Origin of the sequence: Streptomyces sp. NPDC053542, assembly GCF_044544685.1 — a bacterium.
Taxonomy (GTDB): domain Bacteria; phylum Actinomycetota; class Actinomycetes; order Streptomycetales; family Streptomycetaceae; genus Streptomyces.
In genome coordinates this window covers 199,218-215,551 of record NZ_JBITXL010000010.1, presented here as the reverse complement: position 1 = coordinate 215,551, position 16,334 = coordinate 199,218, and the positions used below count along the sequence as shown (strand labels likewise).

Genomic DNA, 16,334 nt, shown 5'->3' with positions numbered 1-16,334 from the left:
GCACAACGGTCGTTGGCCGCCACGAGGACGGTGGGCAGGCGCTTCTCCTCGAGCAGGAGGCGGGCGCGCGGCGACGGCCCGGGCTCCTGCGAGTGGGAGCCCGGGCCTCACAGGCCGTTGCTGCTCGTAAGGAGCAGGTCAGTGCAGGTCAGCCGTGGAGCCGGCCGGCATGCCTCACTTCAGCACCACGACCTTGTGCATGCCCTCGGCGACGTGCGGGTGCCCGGTCTCGTCGTCCGGGACGAAGCAGAGCAGCGCGTAGGTACCCGGGGGGAGGTGATGGGTACTCAGGAGAGCGGTGCGGCCGGGGGAGATGGCGCCCAGGCCGTTGGCCGGGCCGGTGAAGGGCGGCGCGCCTGCCGAGGTACCGCTGAACGCCTTCTGGATCTGCGCGTCCGTGGTGCCCGGCGCCACGGGCTGGAGCTGCATCTCGTGAATCTCGTCCGACGCGTTGTGAACGAGGATGTTGTCCTCGGCCCTGCGCAGACCGTGCACCTCGAAGCGGGGACCGGCCTTGGTCTCCTTCGTGGTCACGAGGGAGTCGGGGAAGTCCGCGCGTCCCTTGGACGACGATCCGCCGTGCAGTTCCAGGGTGCGGGTGACCGGGTGGGCCGGGTCCTTGAGGAAGGCGGTGAAGTCCAGGAGGGTGACGGTGCCCGCGGTGATCGGAGTGGTGAAGGTTTCCGGCACGGACGGGGTGACCTGGGCCCCGCCGAGCGCTTCCGCCTCGTCATGAGCCGCTGAGATGCCCTTGGCAGCGGCGGCGGGGTCGTCACCGACGGCCTTGGCCAGGTCGGCGAGCAGCTTGTGCACCGAGACGCCGTGGTGCGGCCGGAGCACCTGGAGAAGGCGGCCCTTCGAGTCGTCGGTCGTGACGTGGAAGCTGACCAGACCGGCCTGCGCGCTGTGCGGTGCGTGGATGCCGGAGGCGCCGATGGACACCTCGACGGGCTTGCGGGCGTCGTCGCCGTTGCGCGTGGCGTCGGCGGTGGCCACGCCGCCGAGCGGGGTGACGGCGAAGGCCAGGGCGAAGGCGAAGGCGGCGGTGGCCGCCCTCGCCCCGTGTCTCTGCAGTGCGGTACGCATGACTCTCCTGTCGTGGTGTGATCCCCCGCACAGAGCGCACCACTTTTGCGGCCGGGGCGCCGCCAGCCACGCAGGCGAGAGGCCCGTACGGGGTATCGCCCGACCGCCGCGACATGGGCCGGGGAAGCCATCGCCGCGACCCGCCTTGCATGAGCATGCGGGGTATTGCATACTCTTGCCATGTCCAAGGTCCTCACCTCCCTGCCCACCGGCGAGCGCGTCGGCATTGCCTTCTCCGGCGGACTCGACACCTCGGTCGCCGTCGCCTGGATGCGCGACAAGGGTGCCGTCCCGTGCACGTACACCGCCGACATCGGTCAGTACGACGAGCCCGACATCGCGTCCGTGCCCGGCCGTGCCACCGCGTACGGCGCCGAGCTCACCCGGCTCGTCGACTGCCGTGCCGCGCTGGTCGAGGAAGGGCTGGCCGCGCTCGCGTGCGGTGCGTTCCACATCCGGTCGGGCGGCCGCCCGTACTTCAACACCACGCCGCTGGGGCGTGCCGTGACCGGCACCCTGCTGGTGCGGGCCATGCTCGAGGACGGCGTGCAGATCTGGGGCGACGGCTCCACGTTCAAGGGCAACGACATCGAGCGGTTCTACCGCTACGGGCTGCTCGCCAACCCGCACCTGCGGATCTACAAGCCCTGGCTGGACGCGGACTTCGTCACGGAGCTCGGCGGCCGCAAGGAGATGTCGGAGTGGCTGCTCGCGCACGGGCTGCCGTACCGGGACTCGACCGAGAAGGCGTACTCCACGGACGCCAACATCTGGGGTGCCACGCATGAGGCGAAGACCCTGGAGCACCTCGACACCGGCATCGAGACCGTCGACCCGATCATGGGCGTGCGGTTCTGGGACCCGTCGGTCGAGATCGACACCGAGGACGTCACGGTCGGCTTCGACCAGGGACGCCCGGTCACGATCAACGGCAAGGAGTTCGCCTCCCCGGTCGACCTCGTCATGGAGGCCAACGCGATCGGCGGCCGGCACGGTCTGGGCATGTCCGACCAGATCGAGAACCGGATCATCGAGGCCAAGAGCCGCGGCATCTACGAGGCGCCGGGCATGGCGCTGCTGCACATCGCCTACGAGCGCCTGGTCAACGCGATCCACAACGAGGACACGCTGGCCGCGTACCACAACGAGGGCCGGCGGCTCGGCCGGCTCATGTACGAGGGCCGCTGGCTGGACCCGCAGGCGCTGATGATCCGCGAGTCGCTGCAGCGCTGGGTCGGCGCGGCCGTCACCGGCGAGGTGACGCTGCGGCTGCGGCGCGGCGAGGACTACTCGATCCTCGACACCACGGGCCCGGCGTTCAGCTACCACCCGGACAAGCTCTCCATGGAGCGCACCGAGGACTCGGCGTTCGGCCCGGTGGACCGCATCGGCCAGCTCACCATGCGGAACCTGGACATCGCCGACTCCCGTGCGCGCCTCGAGCAGTACGCGGGTCTGGGCCTGGTCGGCAGCAGCGTCCACCCGACGCCGATCGGCGCCGCGCAGGCGGCCTCGACCGGTCTGATCGGCGCCATGGACCAGGGCGGCGCCCAGGCGATCGCCTCGCGCGGCGAGGTCTCGGCCGAGGACGAGGCGCTGGACCGCGCCGCGATGGAGTCCGGCACGGACTGACATCGGTCACTGGTCGTACCGCGGGCCCCGGCGAAGACATTCGCCGGGGCCCGCCGGCGTTTGCGTCCGCTCATCGCCGTGCGCGTCGCGCTCCTCACAGAACCCGGGCTTCCGGTCACGCAATGGCGTCAACTATAGTTTAGGCGGAATCGAGAGGAAGCAGCCGTGGCCGCAATGGACGACAGTGCAGACGCCGGGACGCCGGGGGAGCACCCCGCAGTACCCGCGTCGGTACCCGTTCCGGGCCCGGGCGCTACGTTCGCCGAGCGACTGAACTTCCTCTTCGACCGGGTGCGCGCGCCGGGGACGAAGGAGTTCAGCAACGCGCACGTGGCACGGACGATCTCGTCGTACGGCGACGACAGCTGCACCGGCGCCTACATCGGCATGCTGCGCAAGGGTGAACGGACGCCGACCATCACCCTCCTGCCGCTCCTCGCGCGGTTCTTCGGCGTGGAGGCCGGCTACTTCGTCGAGGACGAGATCACGCGGAAGGTCGCGGACCAGTTCGAGCTGCTGCGGAAGCTCAGCGAGGCCGGCGTACGGGAGATCGCCCTCCGCGCGATGGGCCTGTCCGACACGAGCCAGCGCAAGGTCCTGGAGGCGATCGACGCGGTGCGGGAGATGGAAGGGCTGCCCGCCGACCCCGAGAGGGGCTCGCCGTGACGCGCCCCAGGGGGTCGATCTTGAGAGGAAGCCGCATGTGGCGCAGCCGTCGTGACCGCGAGGCCGACGAAGTCGAGCGTCGCAGCCGGGAATTCGTCGCGGAGCTGGACCTGCCGCCCGTGGACAGCGTCCTCGACCTGGTGCCGTTCATGGAGAATCGGTTCGGCCGGTCGATCCGCCTCATGCCGTTCACCCCGGACCCGGCCGACGCGGACTCCCTGGACGCCTCAGCCCCCTGCGGCATGTGGCTCGCCACAAAAACCACGGACTACGTCTTCTACGACACCGGCATCAGCCGCGCACACGCCGAGATCATCGTCGGCCACGAATTCGCCCACATGCTCAGGCGCCACCGCGGCAAGGCACCGCTCGACCAGAACAGCCTCGGCGGCCTGATCAACGGCATCGACCCCAGCACGGTCCAGCTCGTCCTGGGCCGGACCCGCTACAACGAACCCGAGGAGTTCGAAGCCGAAATGCTCGGTTCCCTCCTGCAGGAGCACGTGAGCGCCTCCCGTGCGCCCCGCGCCCGCCGGGACTCCGACCCCATCGCCCGTACGCTGCTGCGCTGACCGAATTGGCCTCGTGAAAGCCCCGTGAAAGACATACTCCACCCCCTGTGTCTGGCGATCGCCGGCAGCGGATTCCTCTTCCTGCTGCGCGACCTCGCCAAGAGCCGCCGCGACCGTGCCCTGGTCGCGCTGGCCTTCACGTACGGCTTCTCGGCGATCAGTTACGCCGTCTCCCTCACCTGGGTGTGGGTGCGCATCGACGCCGTCCTCGGCGTCACCAACATCTCCGTACCGCTCGCCCAGAGCTGCGTGACCCTCGTCTTCGCGCTCCAGGCCACCGTCCTCGCCTACTGGTCGAAGCCGGCGGCGGAAGCCCGCCGCCGCAGCCGCCTCCTCCTCATCGCGGCCGCCGCGGTCATCGCCGGCATGGCCGTACTGTTCGTCCTGCTCACCCCGGCGACGACGCGCCCCGCCGACTTCGCGACGTACTACGCGCACGACCCGTACTACCAGGCGTACGTGCTGCTGTACTTCGGGACGTACACCGTCGCCGAGCTCTACCTCGCGCGCTCCTGCTGGAAGTACGCCCGCACCGCGACCAACCCCTCGATCACCTGGGGCCTGCGGCTCATCACGGTCGGCGCGATCATCACCCTCGGCTACAGCACCATCCGGATCGGCGCGGTCGTCGGGGCCGTGGCCGGGTTCGGTGTCGAGCAGCTCGACCCGTTCGCCTGGGCCTGCGGTGACATCGGCGCCACCGCCACCCAGATCGGCTACTTCCTCCCCACCCTGGCCCGCCGGACCGCCGCGGCCCGCGACTGGACGACCGCACACCTCCGCTACCGGCAGCTGCGCCACCTCTGGGCCGCGCTGGACCAGGCGGACCCCGGCATCACCCTGCGCCGCCCGGCCCCGCACCGCGACGACCTGCTGCGCGGCCGCAGCGCCCACTTCCCCCTGCTGCGCCGCCGCGTCGAGATCCGCCAGGGCCAGAAGCTGCTGCGCCGCTACCTCGACCCGGCCGCGCGGGAGGAGTCCGAGGCCCGGCGCCGTACCGAGGGACTCACCGGCGCCGCCCTCGCCGCGGCCGTCACCGCCGACCAGATCCGCGCCGCTCTGCTCCGGCACCGCGCCAACGACCCCGTCGGGACCCCCGCCGAGTACGCCGACGCGGAGCTGCCCCTCGCCACCACCGAAGACGAGCTGAGGCACCTTCAGCGCGTCGCCGCGTACTTCACCCCTCCGTCCGAGAGCCCCCACGCCGCCACCTCTCACAGCACCACATCTGGAGCCCGTTCGTGATTCTCCGACGCACCCTCCTCATCGCCTCCACGGCCATCGCCGCGGCGGCCGCCATGGCGTCACCCGCCGCGGCCCGCGCACGCGCCGCCGTGCAGCCCCCCACGACCCCCAAGACGCCCCAATTCACCGGCGAGGCCCTGCACTTGGCCCCCGCCCGCGAACAGCTCGCCGCGCTGCGCGAGCGTAAGATCACCAGCCGTGCCCTGCTGGAGCAGTACCTCCAGCACATCGCCGAGACCGACGACCTCAACGCGGTCGTCACCCTCGACGCCGACGCCGCCCGCGCCGCCGCCGACGAAGCGGACCGCCACCTCGCCGAGACCGGCAAGCCGCTCGGCCCGCTGCACGGTCTGCCCCTCACCGTGAAGGACGCCCTGGAGACGCGCGGGCTGCGCACCACCTCCGGCTCCCCGGACCTCGCCGACCACGTCCCGGCCGAGGACGCCGACGCCGTCGCCCGCCTCCGCGCGGCCGGCGCCCTCATCGTCGGCAAGACCAACGTCCCGACGATGTGCCAGGACATCCAGACCTCCAACCCCCTCTTCGGCACGACGAAGAACCCCCACGACGACACCAAGACCGCGGGCGGCTCCTCCGGCGGCCCGGCCGCCGCCGTCGCCGCCGGGCTCAGCAGCCTCGAAGTCGGCTCGGACCTCGCCGGATCCCTCCGACTGCCGGCTGCATACTGCGGTGTGTATGCACTGCGCCCCAGCTTCGGCATCGTGCCGACCCGCGGCCACATCCCGCGCCCGCCCGGCTGGCTCACCAGCTCCGACATGATCACCGTCGGCCCGATCGCCCGCACGCCCGAGGACCTCGACGTCCTCCTGGACGTGCTCGCCGCACCGGCCCCGGCCGACGCGGCCGCTTGGAAGATCGACCTCCCGGCACCGCGGCACAAGCGCCTCGCCGACTACCGGGTCGGCCTCTGGCAGGACGACCCGTACTGCCACGTCGACGAGGAATCCCGCGAACTCCTGGCGCAGGTCGCCGAGCTCGTACGGTCCGCCGGCGCCACGGTCGACGACTCGGCGCGCCCCGTCGACCTCGCCGACAGCGACAAGCTGTTCCAGCGCCTGATGTACGCGACGGCGAGCGCGACCGCCACCGACGAGGGCTTCGCCGCCGACATCGAGGCCGCCGACAACACCGAAGCCGACGCCCCGGGCGCCCTCTTCCTGCAGTCGCGGACCATGCGGCACCGGGACTGGCTGCTCGCCAACGAGGAGCGCGAGAAGCTGCGCGGCCGCTGGGCCGAGTACTTCGCCGACCACGACGTGCTGATCACGCCCGCCGCCCCGACCGCGGCCGTCGACGACCAGTCCGACACCCCGGTCCCCGGCCGGTCCATCACCGTCGACGGCGAGAAGCGGCCGTACTTCGACCAGACGGCATGGCTGAACCTGGCCGGCCACGTCAAGCTCCCCGCCGCCGTCATCCCCGCCGGCAGGACCGCCGACGGCCTGCCGCTGGCCCTCCAGATCATCGGCCCCTACCTGGCCGACCGCACGGTCCTCGACGTGGCCAAGCACCTCGCCCGGCTGCTGCCCGAGCCGGTACGCCCGCCCGCGTTCACCGCGTGAGCGAGCCCCACTGACCCGGGCTCGTCCCGCCTCCACGGGGGTGGGGCAGGACGAGCCCGTACGACAGAGGGCCCCAGGTTCTTCGACCTGGGGCCCTCTGTGCTGCCGCGGACCTCGTACGCGTACGGATACAGGTACAGAGGTACAGGTATCGGTACTGGTACGGCTGCGGCACGGAAAGTGGCCCGGATACCGACGGGGGATGCGGCATCCGGACCAATGATCAGCTTAGCGGTGCGGAGGGGACTTGGGCCAGCCGGGGGCCGGGGTGTCGGACGGGGGCTGGTCGGCGGCCGGCGCCTGCTCGGTGGCCGGCGCCTGCTCGGCGGCGGTGCGAGCTGTTGCCTGTGTGCCACAAGTTCCGGGATTCAGGCCCCCCGGAACTCAGGCCCCCGGAATTCGGGACCCCTGGAATTCGGGACCCTTGGAATTCGGGATCCCCGGAATCGGGTCCCCCGAATTCAGGAATCCGCATCCTCCGCGTCCTCCGTACCCTCCGCGCCCTACGCGCCCTCCCGCGTTCGGAGAATTAATCAGCCGCCAAGGGCCCCAGTGGCCGCCCCGACGATCGGGGAGAGCGTGTCGTCCAGCATCTGCCCGTGCACCTTCATATTTCCGGTCGGGTCGGTGAGCATGCTGGTCAGCTCCCACGACGGGTCGCTCAGGTGGTACATCTCGACGTGCTTCCACAGCGCGTCGGCGGATTCGCCCACGGGGCTGGTGAGAGAGGCCGCGGGGGCCGTCGAGTGGCCCGCGTGCGCGGTCGTCATCGTGGCCGCCGAGGCCGTACCGGCCCCGCCGATGCCCATGACCGCCACCGCGGCCACCAGCGTCCCGGCGTAGCGCACCCATCGCCCGCGTCCGGCCACGCCCGATACGGCGGCAGAATTCCTGCTCACTCGGTTCTCGCGGCGGTAAACACTCATGAATTACCCCTTCTTCGCAGCGTGGCGGCAATTGGCCGAAGCACGGCCTGACGCCCTTGGGTTACGAGAAGAACTTCACCACGGCGCCAACCGGGCGTGGTTTCCCTCCGGTTGCCAAGCAAAGAACGATGACTCACCGTCAAAACCCTCTCGGACTCAGGCTGATTTAACGGCTGAGTGACTCACGGGACATGAACGGGCAATCGGAGGAGCGTCTGATTCCGGTACCGGCTACCGCAATTCACGGTTGTGCGGCCGTCAATGCCTGCTCTCAGGAGAGGGACGATGACGACAATTCAGGAATCCCCCCAGGAACCCGCTCAGGAATCCGTACCCGGACCCGCACCCACCGCCTTCTCGCCGGCCCCCCGGCCCCAGAACGAGGACGAGCCCACTCACCTCGCTGACCTGCTGCTTCGGGCGGCCGAGCAGCACCCGGACCACGGACTGCGGTACTGCCTGACGGACGACCCGGCGGAGAGCCGGCTCCAGCCGTACCCCGAGCTGCTGGACGAGGCCCGCCTGATCCTGGCGGGACTGCGTGCACGTGGCGCGGGGGCCGGCCGTAAGGTCGCGCTGCTGCTGGAGCGGCCGGACGACTTCCTGCCCGCCTTCTGGGCCTGTCTGCTCGGCGGCATGACCGCCTGCCCCCTGGTCCCCCTCCGTAACGACCAGGAGCGGTGGAGCGCCCAGCTCGCCCATGTCAACGCCCTGCTCGACGGCCCGCTGCTGGTCACAACGGCGCGGCTGCGCGACGAGATGCCCGTGGTCGCCGGGCTGGAGGTGACGGTCCTCAAGGACCTCGCTGCCGCCGCGGGCGACATCGCCCCCGAGGACGTCCCGGTCACCGCCGCTCGGCCCGCTGACGTCGCCCTGCTGGTCCTGACCTCCGGGTCCACCGGCAATTCCAAGGCCGTGATGCTCACCCACGCCAACCTGCTGGCGTCCATGGCGGCCAAGGCCGGCACACAGGGCCTGACCTCGGCGGACATCACGCTCAACTGGATCTCGTACGATCACGTCGCGGCCGTGCTGGAGGCGCATCTGCTGCCGCTGTCGGTCGGCGCGAACCAACTGCAGACCACCCCGGACACGATCCTCGGCGACCCGCTGCGCTTCCTCCGGCTCATCGACGCGCACCGCGTGACGATGACCTTCACGCCCAACTTCCTGCTCGGCCTGATCAACCAGGCGCTGGAGCAGCTGCCCGACGGGCTGCCCCTGGACCTGTCCAGCCTGCGGCACATCGTCTCCGGCGGCGAGGCGAACCCGGTGAGCACCGGCGTGACCTTCCTGGACAACCTCGCCCCGTACGGACTCGGCCGCGGCGTGCTGTGGCCGGCGTTCGGCATGACGGAGACCTGCGCCGGGAGCATCTACAACCGCGAGTTCCCCGACGCGGACCGCGACGCGGAGTTCGCGGCGGTCGGCCGCCCGGTGACGGGCCTGACCATCCGGGTCGCCGAGGACGGCGGGGACCGGGTGCCGGCCGACGGCGAGGTCGGCGAGGTCCAGCTGAACGGGCCGATGATCACCGCCGGGTACTTCAACAACGCGCAGGCCACCAAGGACGCGTTCACCGCCGACGGCTGGTTCCGCACCGGCGACCTGGGGCGCCTCGTCGACGGCAGGCTCACCCTCGTCGGGCGCAGCAAGGACAGCATCATCGTCAACGGCGTGAACTACTTCAGCCACGAGCTGGAAGCGCTGCTGGAGGACCTCGACGGGATACGGAAGTCGTACGTCGCGGCCTTCCCGACCCGCCCCGCGGGCAGCGACACGGAACAGCTGGTGGTGGCCTTCGCGACCACCCTCGACCCGGCCGACGAGGCCGGCCTGCAGCGGCTGCTGATCGCCGTGCGCAACAGTGTCGTGATGGCCTGGGGCTTCCGCCCGGCACTTCTGCTGCCACTGCCCGCCGACGCCTTCCCCAAGACCAGCCTCGGCAAGATCCAGCGCTCCCTCATGCGCAAGCGCCTGGAGGCCGGCGACTACGCCGTACAACAGTCGACCGTCGACGATATGGTCACCCGCCAGCTCGGCGGATACACCGCCCCCGAGGGCGAGACCGAGCAGGCCCTGGCGGAGATCTACGCGGAACTGTTCGACATGGCGCCCGGGACGGTCAGCGCCACGGCGAGCTTCTTCGACCTGGGCGGCACCTCGCTGGACATCCTGCGCATGAAGCGGCTGGTGGGCAGCCGGCTCGGCGCCGTGGACCTGCCGGTCCTCGCCATCCTCACCGCGCCGAGCGTCCGTGAGCTGGCCAAACGGCTCTCGGCGCGCGAGAACGCCGGCCCGGCCGCGTACGACCCGATCGTCCCGCTGCAGACCAGCGGGGACAAAACACCGCTGTTCTGCGTCCACCCGGGCGTCGGCGAGGTGCTCGTCTTCGTCAACCTGGCCAAGTACTTCGTCCAGGAGCGCCCCTTCTACGCGCTGCGGGCGCGCGGCTTCAACCCCGGCGAGAAGCCCTTCGAGTCCTTCGACGAGATGGCCCGCACGTACGCGGCCGCCATCCGCGAGAAGCAGCCGCACGGCCCGTACGCGCTGGCCGGCTACTCCTTCGGCTCGGCGGTGGCCTTCGAGATCGCCAAGATCCTGGAGGCCGAGGGCGAGCGGGTCGACTTTCTCGGCAGCTTCAACCTCCCGCCCCACATCAAGTACCGCATGGACGAGCTGGACTACATCGAGACCGCGGTCAACCTGGCGATGTTCCTGGAGCTGGTCTCCAAGCAGCAGGCCGCCGAGCTGCCCGCGCAGCTGCGCCCGCTCAGCAAGGAGGAGCAGCTCAAGCACCTGATCGAGATCGCGCCGCCGGAGCGGCTGGCCGAACTGGACCTCGACCTCCCGCGGTTCACGGCCTGGGCGGATCTCGCCGACGGCCTGACCGGGCTCGGCCGCACGTACCACCCGTCCGGCGACGTGCGGAGGATGAGCGTCTTCTACGCGATCCCGCTGCGCGGCACCAAGGAGGACTGGCTCAACAACGAGCTGCGGCGCTGGGACGACTACACCCGCGAGGAGAACCACTACCTCGACGTGCCCGGCGAGCACTACACGCTCATGGGCCCCAAGCACGTCGCGACCTTCCAGACCATCCTGCGGGCTGAGCTCGACCAGTCCCTGAACGGCAAGTGAGCACAGAGGACATGGCTTTGACCCACGGAAAGAAGATTCTGATCACCGGTGGTACCGGCCAGGCGGCCCGCCCGGTCGCCGAGGCCCTCGCCGCCGACAACGAGGTCTGGTGCCTCGGCCGGTTCTCCGCGCCGGGCGTCGAGGACGAGCTGCGCGCCCAGGGCATCACGACCTACCGCTGGGACATGGGCGAGGACACCCTCGACTCGCTGCCCGACGACTTCACCCACGTCATGCACTCCGCGGTGCACCGGGGGTACGACGGCGACTTCGACACCGCCATCGAGGTCAACTCCGTCGCGGTGGGGCGCCTGATGTCGCACTGCCGGAATGCGGAGGCGTTCCTGCACGTGTCGACCGGCGCCTTCTACAAGCGCCAGACGCTGGACCACCAGTACAAGGAGACCGACCCGCTGGACGGCGTGGCCGACTGGCTGCCGACGTACCCCGTCTGCAAGATCGCGGCGGAGGGCACGGCCCGCGCGTACGCCCGCACGCTCGGTGTCCCGACGACCATCGCGCGCCTCAACATCTCGTACGGACCGGCCTCCTACGGCGGCGTGCCCGTCATGTACTTCAAGAAGATGCTGGCCGGCGAGCCCATCCCGGTACCGCTCGAAGGCCAGAACTGGGCATCACTGATCCACACCGACGACCTCGTGCACCAGGTACCCCTGCTGTGGTCCATCGCGAGCACACCCGCGACCGTCGTCAACTGGGGCGGTGACGAGCCGGTCGGCATGACCGACTGCGCTACGTACATGTCCGAACTCACCGGTGTTGAAGCGAAGTTCGAGAAGAGCGCCGTCACCCGCGAGACGTACGCCTTCGACAGCACCAAGCGGCGGTCGCTGATCGGCGACTGCACCGTCGAATGGCACGACGGCATCCGCCGCACGCTGGAAGCGCACTTCCCGGACATCCCCCTGAAGGAACCGGCAGACCCGGCGGAGGTCTCCGCGTGAACGCCACCGGCGCGGAGAACCGGATACCCGCGGCAAGCGAGGTGGAGAAGCGCATCCGGGCCGCCTACGACGCATTCCACCGCCGTGACATCGACGCCATCCTGTCGTACTTCGCTCCCGGCATCGTCTGGGTGCACCCCGACGGCATGCGGGAGGTGGGCCTCGGCGGACCCAAGTACGGGCACGACGGCATGCGGGAGTTCCTCGCCCGTGTACCCGGTGTGCTGGGCGGGATGGTCCTCGACCCGCACGAGTTCCTGGTCGATGGCGACCGGGTGATGGTGCTCGGGGAGCGGGAGGTCACCTCACGCGACGGCCAGACGGCGACCCTGCGTTTCGTCCACTCCTGGACGCTCGGTGCGGACGGCCTGGCCGTGCACTTCGAGGACTGCTTCGACACCGTCGAAATGCTGCGCCTGATCGACCCGGATTCGATCCGTACGCCGCGGCCCGACGTCGGCGCCTGAGCTGCGTCGATTCAGGGTGCACGCACCAAGGAGGCTCCGTCCCGATGCCCACCGCCTATCTGGGCCCGTCCGGTTCGTTCACCGAAGCCGCGCTCGCCGGCCTCCAGGTCCGGCCCGGCGAGGCCGTACCGTACCCGGGCGTCCGCCAGGCACTCGACGCCGTCCGCAGCGGGGCGGCGGACGCCGCGGTCGTGCCCTGGGAGAACTCCGTCGAGGGCGCCGTCACCGCCTCCGTGGACGCGCTCGCACAAGGCGGAGACCTGTGCATCACCGGCGAGACACTGCTGCCCGTCCAATTCGCGCTCGCCGTACCACCGGGCGGCACACTCTCCTCGGTACACCGGATACTGACGCACCCTCACGCCCACGCCCAGTGCCGCACCTGGATCGACACCCACCTCCCGCACGCCGATTTCCTCCCCTCCTCCTCGACCGCCCAGGCCGCCCGCGAAGTGGGAAGTCCGGGAAATCCGGGAAATGCCGAAACTACGGGAAGTCCACGGACGCTCGACACCGCCGCCATCGCCTCGCCGAACACACTCCGGAAATACGGACTCGAAGTCATCGCTCAGGACATCGGGGCCCGCCCGGACGCGGTCACCCGATTCGTGAAGGTGGCCCGCCCCAATAAGCGGTTCGCGCCGCCGACGGGTGCGGACCGCAGCACCATGGTCGTACCGCTGGCGGGCAAGGTCAGCGACCTCCACGACGTACTGCACGAGTTCGTCCGCACTTCCGTGCCGCTGACCTCGGTACTGTCCCGACCCAGCGGCACCGGCTTCGGCGGCTACTCCTTCCTCCTCGAATGCGAGGGCCATATAGACGAGCCCCCCGTCAGCTCGGTCGTCACATCCCTCCGCCGCCGCAATTCCCGGACCGTCTTCCTCGGCAGCTACCCCCGAGCCACCGCCACACCCAAAAGTTCTCTTACTGATTCTCTTACTGGTTCTCTGACTCCACGAGGTGAAACACTGTGAATTCCTTGCTTTCCCCCCTCGCCACTGACGCCCAGAACCTCCTCTTCAAGGAGGCTCATACCGCCCACGCATTCACCGACGAACCGGTGACCGACGAGCAGGTCGCCGCCATTCACGAGCTCATCAAGAACGCCCCGACCTCGCTCAACAGCCAGCCACTGCGCGCCGTCCTGGTCCGCAGCGACGAGGCACGCGCACGCCTCGTCGAGCGGATGGCGCCCGGCAACCAGCCCAAGGTGCGCCAAGCGCCGCTCGTCGTCGTCCTCGCCGCCGACCTCGATTTCCACGAGACGCTGTCCAAGGTCGCACCGCACGTACCGAACGCCCGCGACCTGTTCGCCGACGAGACCATGCGGCACGACACGGCCGTGGTCAACGCATCCCTGCAGATCGCCTATTTCATCGTGGGAGTACGCGCTGCCGGCCTCGCCGTGGGCCCCATGGCGGGCTTCGACGCCAAGGCCGTCACCGAGGAATTCTTCCCCGACGGCCAGCACCGCGCCCTCGTCGTCGCGAACGTCGGCCGCCCGGGCCCGGAAGCCTTCCGCCCCCGCGCCCCTCGCCTGACGTACGACGAGGTATTCAGGAGCGTCTAACAACGGTCGCTGCGCCGAACGTTGTTACCGCTCCGACAACCGGAAGTCGAACGGCACCGCACCGGGGTCGACAATAGTCGTGCCACCGTCCACGGTAAGTGTGGTGCCGTTGACATAAGAGGAGTGCGGGCCGAGGAGCCACAGCACGGCGTCGGCGATTTCGTGGGGCTCGGCGGGACGGCGTTGCGGTACGAGGGCGGTCACCTCGGCATACGACTCCGCCACCCCGAGCCCCGACGGCCCGCCGAATTCCCGCATCTCCTCATCCGCCATTTCGGTGCGGGTCCAGCCGGGGCACACCGTATTGGCGCGCACTCCTCGCGGCCCGAACTCGGCCGCGAGGGTGGCGGTCAGCATGGCGGCACCGGCCTTCGAAGCGGCGTACGCGGACATCCCGCCCGAGGCACGCAACCCGGCTATCGAACCGACCGTAACGAACGATCCTTTGCTCTCCATGAGATGAGGAAGCGCCGCGCGGGCGAGGAAAAAGACAGAGGTGAGGTTGGTACGCAGAGTGGCGTCCCAGTCCTCATCGGTCAGGTCGAGCACCCCACCCGGGCGCATGATTCCCGCGTTGGCGACGACACCGTCGAGGCGCCCGTGCTCCCGTGCGACGGCGGCCACCAACTCCTCGACCTGCGCCCGGTCGGTGACGTCCGCAACGTACGCCGTGGCCCCGCAATCGTCCGCCACCTTGCGCAGCACGTCACCCCGCCGCCCGCACACGGCAACCCGCGCTCCGGAAGCCGCCGCCTGCGCAGCCACGGCGGCCCCAATTCCACTGCTGGCCCCGGCCACCAAGTGAACGGGGGCGGGGGACGGAGCGGGGGAGGAGGACGACGAAGGGCCGGGACGTTGCATCAGTGAGTACTCCCTTGTTCGTGCTTGTGGCGGGCGGTCGCGCTCACTGTGATCGCGACCGTGGTGCCCGGGTGTGTTGAGGGCAGACGCAGCCGGGCGATGCCGTGTGTGAATCGGACTACGGCATCCGGTATACCGTCGACAGTCACTTGAGCCCCGTGTGGATACACGGTGGCAGGCAGCGTGATCTCCGTCCATGCCCGGCGCGTGGTCCGGTTGGCGGTGAGGGTGAGGCGGTACTCGCCGGTCGTCGGGGAGTACGACTCGCGCCCGGGGGCGCCTGCGACGGCTCGCGCGTAGGGGGCGAACGCCGGTTCCTTGCCCGGTGCCGGGCGGCCGTCGGCGTCTCGTACGCAGTAGCCGCCGCCTTCGGGTGCGTCGCAGTCGTACCACATGGCCCACCCCGAAGCGAAGCCCGGCATCGACCTCAACTGACGCTGGACCAGCTCCGCGTTGCCGGGTGTGGTGGCCCGGGGCGGTCCCCACTCGCCCACCAGGACGGGCAGCCGGTGCGCGGTCGGGTAGGCGCCGATGGCCGCCTCGTACTGCTCGATGAACCCTCCGCTCGGGTCCCAGTCCTGCCCGGACTCCACGGCCGTGTCGTAGTAGTGCGGGCCATAGCCGATGCGGTCGGCGCCGGGACGCGGATCACGGAATCCCGGCAGGCTGGTCGGTACTCCCTGGCCGACCAGGACGGTCGGTTCCACGAAGAGCCACGCGTTGCGGTCGACGGCTCGCACGGCGTGGATGAGGCGCCGGTACATGGCCGGCAGCCGGCCCTGTTCGAGCGCTACTGATGCTGCCAGCTGGTTGGCCGGGTCGGTCGGGTCGCCGGGGACCGGGCCGAAGGGCTCGTTGAACAGGTCGTAGCCCAGAAGCGAGCGGTGTCCGCGCAGCGTTGTGGCGACCCGGGTGTAGGCGGCGGCCTGTGCGGCGCGCAGATCCGGGTCGTCGTACAGGTGCGTGAAGGCGGCCTGGACGGCCGGCTGGAAGTAGTCGGAGAACCAGTCGTCAGGGTTGGGCTCGAAGGGCAGGCCGTCGGTGCGAGTGGCCCAGGTGGGGATGCCGTTGTGCCCGAAGGCCGGGCCGAACACGTCCTGGTGCCAGTCGATGAGTACCTGCACTCCGTACTGGTCGGCCCAGTCCAGGACTTGGTCGAGGTGGCGCAGGTAGGCGGTGTCGTAGCGGCCGCGCTGCGGCTCCACCTTTTCCCACTGGATGTTGAGCCGCATGAGCGTGAAGCCCTCGGAGGCCAGGCGCGCGACGCGGTTCTTCGTGACGGTGTCGGTCTTGCCGAGGTTGAGGCCGCGGAGGGCGAGGACCCTGCCCTGCCGGTCGGCGAGGCGGGTGCGGCCGTCGGGGGTGGTCACTGTCCCGGACGGCGCAGCGATTGTGTTGGCTTCGGTAGTGGCCGGCGCCGAATTCGAAGCTTCCGGTGGTAAGGCCGACGCCGAAGCCTCCGGTAGCAGGGCCGTACCAAAGGCGAGGGAGAAGGACAGCAGGGCGAGGACGGCGCGGCTCAGACGCATGGGGCCTCCGGTGGGGACGGTCGGCGCGTGGGCCAAGGGCCCGCCGCAACCCGCATCTTGACGTCCGGGGCGTCAGGCGGCAAGGGGA

14 protein-coding genes are annotated in these 16,334 nt (G+C 70.2%); 10 read left to right on the top strand and 4 right to left on the bottom strand.

The window, feature by feature from the left end; all coding sequences use genetic code 11:
- Positions 1–174: 174 nt before the first annotated feature.
- On the bottom strand, positions 175–1,086 hold the full coding sequence (locus tag ACIGXO_RS27095; RefSeq protein WP_399791917.1) for a hypothetical protein: 912 nt from the start codon (positions 1,084–1,086) through the stop codon (positions 175–177).
- Positions 1,087–1,266: 180 nt separating this feature from the next.
- On the opposite strand from ACIGXO_RS27095, the gene argG reads away from it, so the two are divergent.
- From argG to ACIGXO_RS27070, 5 genes are all read left to right on the top strand, one after another.
- The gene (gene argG, locus ACIGXO_RS27090; protein WP_399791915.1) at positions 1,267–2,718 is read left to right on the top strand and encodes an argininosuccinate synthase; all 1,452 of its coding nucleotides are present in this window, start codon (positions 1,267–1,269) and stop codon (positions 2,716–2,718) included.
- A gap of 174 nt (positions 2,719–2,892) precedes the next feature.
- The gene (locus ACIGXO_RS27085; RefSeq protein ID WP_399791913.1) at positions 2,893–3,384 is read left to right on the top strand and encodes a hypothetical protein; all 492 of its coding nucleotides are present in this window, start codon (positions 2,893–2,895) and stop codon (positions 3,382–3,384) included.
- Between the two features lie 35 nt (positions 3,385–3,419).
- Positions 3,420–3,956 (top strand): hypothetical protein, encoded by a 537-nt coding sequence (locus ACIGXO_RS27080; RefSeq protein WP_399791911.1) that lies wholly within the window; start codon positions 3,420–3,422, stop codon positions 3,954–3,956.
- Between the two features lie 24 nt (positions 3,957–3,980).
- Complete coding sequence (locus tag ACIGXO_RS27075) at positions 3,981–5,201, top strand: MAB_1171c family putative transporter (RefSeq protein WP_399791909.1); 1,221 nt, start codon at positions 3,981–3,983, stop codon at positions 5,199–5,201.
- Positions 5,198–6,784 carry an amidase gene (locus ACIGXO_RS27070; RefSeq protein ID WP_399791907.1) on the top strand — a complete coding sequence of 529 codons (1,587 nt, stop codon included), beginning with the start codon at positions 5,198–5,200 and terminating at the stop codon, positions 6,782–6,784. Before ACIGXO_RS27075 ends, ACIGXO_RS27070 begins: the two co-directional genes overlap by 4 nt.
- A gap of 533 nt (positions 6,785–7,317) precedes the next feature.
- Here the strand turns inward: ACIGXO_RS27070 and ACIGXO_RS27065 are convergent.
- Positions 7,318–7,710, bottom strand: a complete 393-nt coding sequence (locus tag ACIGXO_RS27065; RefSeq protein WP_399791905.1) for a hypothetical protein — start codon at positions 7,708–7,710, stop codon at positions 7,318–7,320.
- A 285-nt stretch (positions 7,711–7,995) separates the two neighbouring features.
- On the opposite strand from ACIGXO_RS27065, the gene ACIGXO_RS27060 reads away from it, so the two are divergent.
- The 5 genes from ACIGXO_RS27060 to ACIGXO_RS27040 are packed head-to-tail and all read left to right on the top strand — an operon-like array spanning position 7,996 to position 13,856.
- Complete coding sequence (locus ACIGXO_RS27060; RefSeq protein ID WP_399791903.1) at positions 7,996–10,851, top strand: AMP-binding protein; 2,856 nt, start codon at positions 7,996–7,998, stop codon at positions 10,849–10,851.
- An 11-nt stretch (positions 10,852–10,862) separates the two neighbouring features.
- A complete protein-coding gene (locus ACIGXO_RS27055) occupies positions 10,863–11,816 on the top strand; it encodes an NAD-dependent epimerase/dehydratase family protein (RefSeq protein ID WP_399791901.1) in 954 nt (317 codons plus the stop codon).
- A complete protein-coding gene (locus ACIGXO_RS27050; protein ID WP_399791899.1) occupies positions 11,813–12,283 on the top strand; it encodes a nuclear transport factor 2 family protein in 471 nt (156 codons plus the stop codon). The genes ACIGXO_RS27055 and ACIGXO_RS27050 overlap by 4 nt, the downstream gene beginning before the upstream one ends.
- 44 nt (positions 12,284–12,327) lie before the next feature.
- Positions 12,328–13,260: a prephenate dehydratase gene (gene pheA, locus ACIGXO_RS27045; protein WP_399791897.1), complete on the top strand. Its 933-nt coding sequence runs from the start codon at positions 12,328–12,330 to the stop codon at positions 13,258–13,260.
- A gap of 5 nt (positions 13,261–13,265) precedes the next feature.
- Positions 13,266–13,856 (top strand): malonic semialdehyde reductase, encoded by a 591-nt coding sequence (locus tag ACIGXO_RS27040; RefSeq protein ID WP_399792169.1) that lies wholly within the window; start codon positions 13,266–13,268, stop codon positions 13,854–13,856.
- A gap of 24 nt (positions 13,857–13,880) precedes the next feature.
- Here ACIGXO_RS27040 and ACIGXO_RS27035 read toward each other — a convergent pair whose 3' ends face one another.
- Together ACIGXO_RS27035 and ACIGXO_RS27030 are read right to left on the bottom strand one after the other, a co-directional pair.
- Complete coding sequence (locus ACIGXO_RS27035; protein ID WP_399791895.1) at positions 13,881–14,717, bottom strand: SDR family NAD(P)-dependent oxidoreductase; 837 nt, start codon at positions 14,715–14,717, stop codon at positions 13,881–13,883.
- Positions 14,717–16,087: a cellulase family glycosylhydrolase gene (locus tag ACIGXO_RS27030; protein ID WP_399791893.1), complete on the bottom strand. Its 1,371-nt coding sequence runs from the start codon at positions 16,085–16,087 to the stop codon at positions 14,717–14,719. The genes ACIGXO_RS27035 and ACIGXO_RS27030 overlap by 1 nt, the downstream gene beginning before the upstream one ends.
- Between the last annotated feature and the right edge of the window lie 247 nt (positions 16,088–16,334).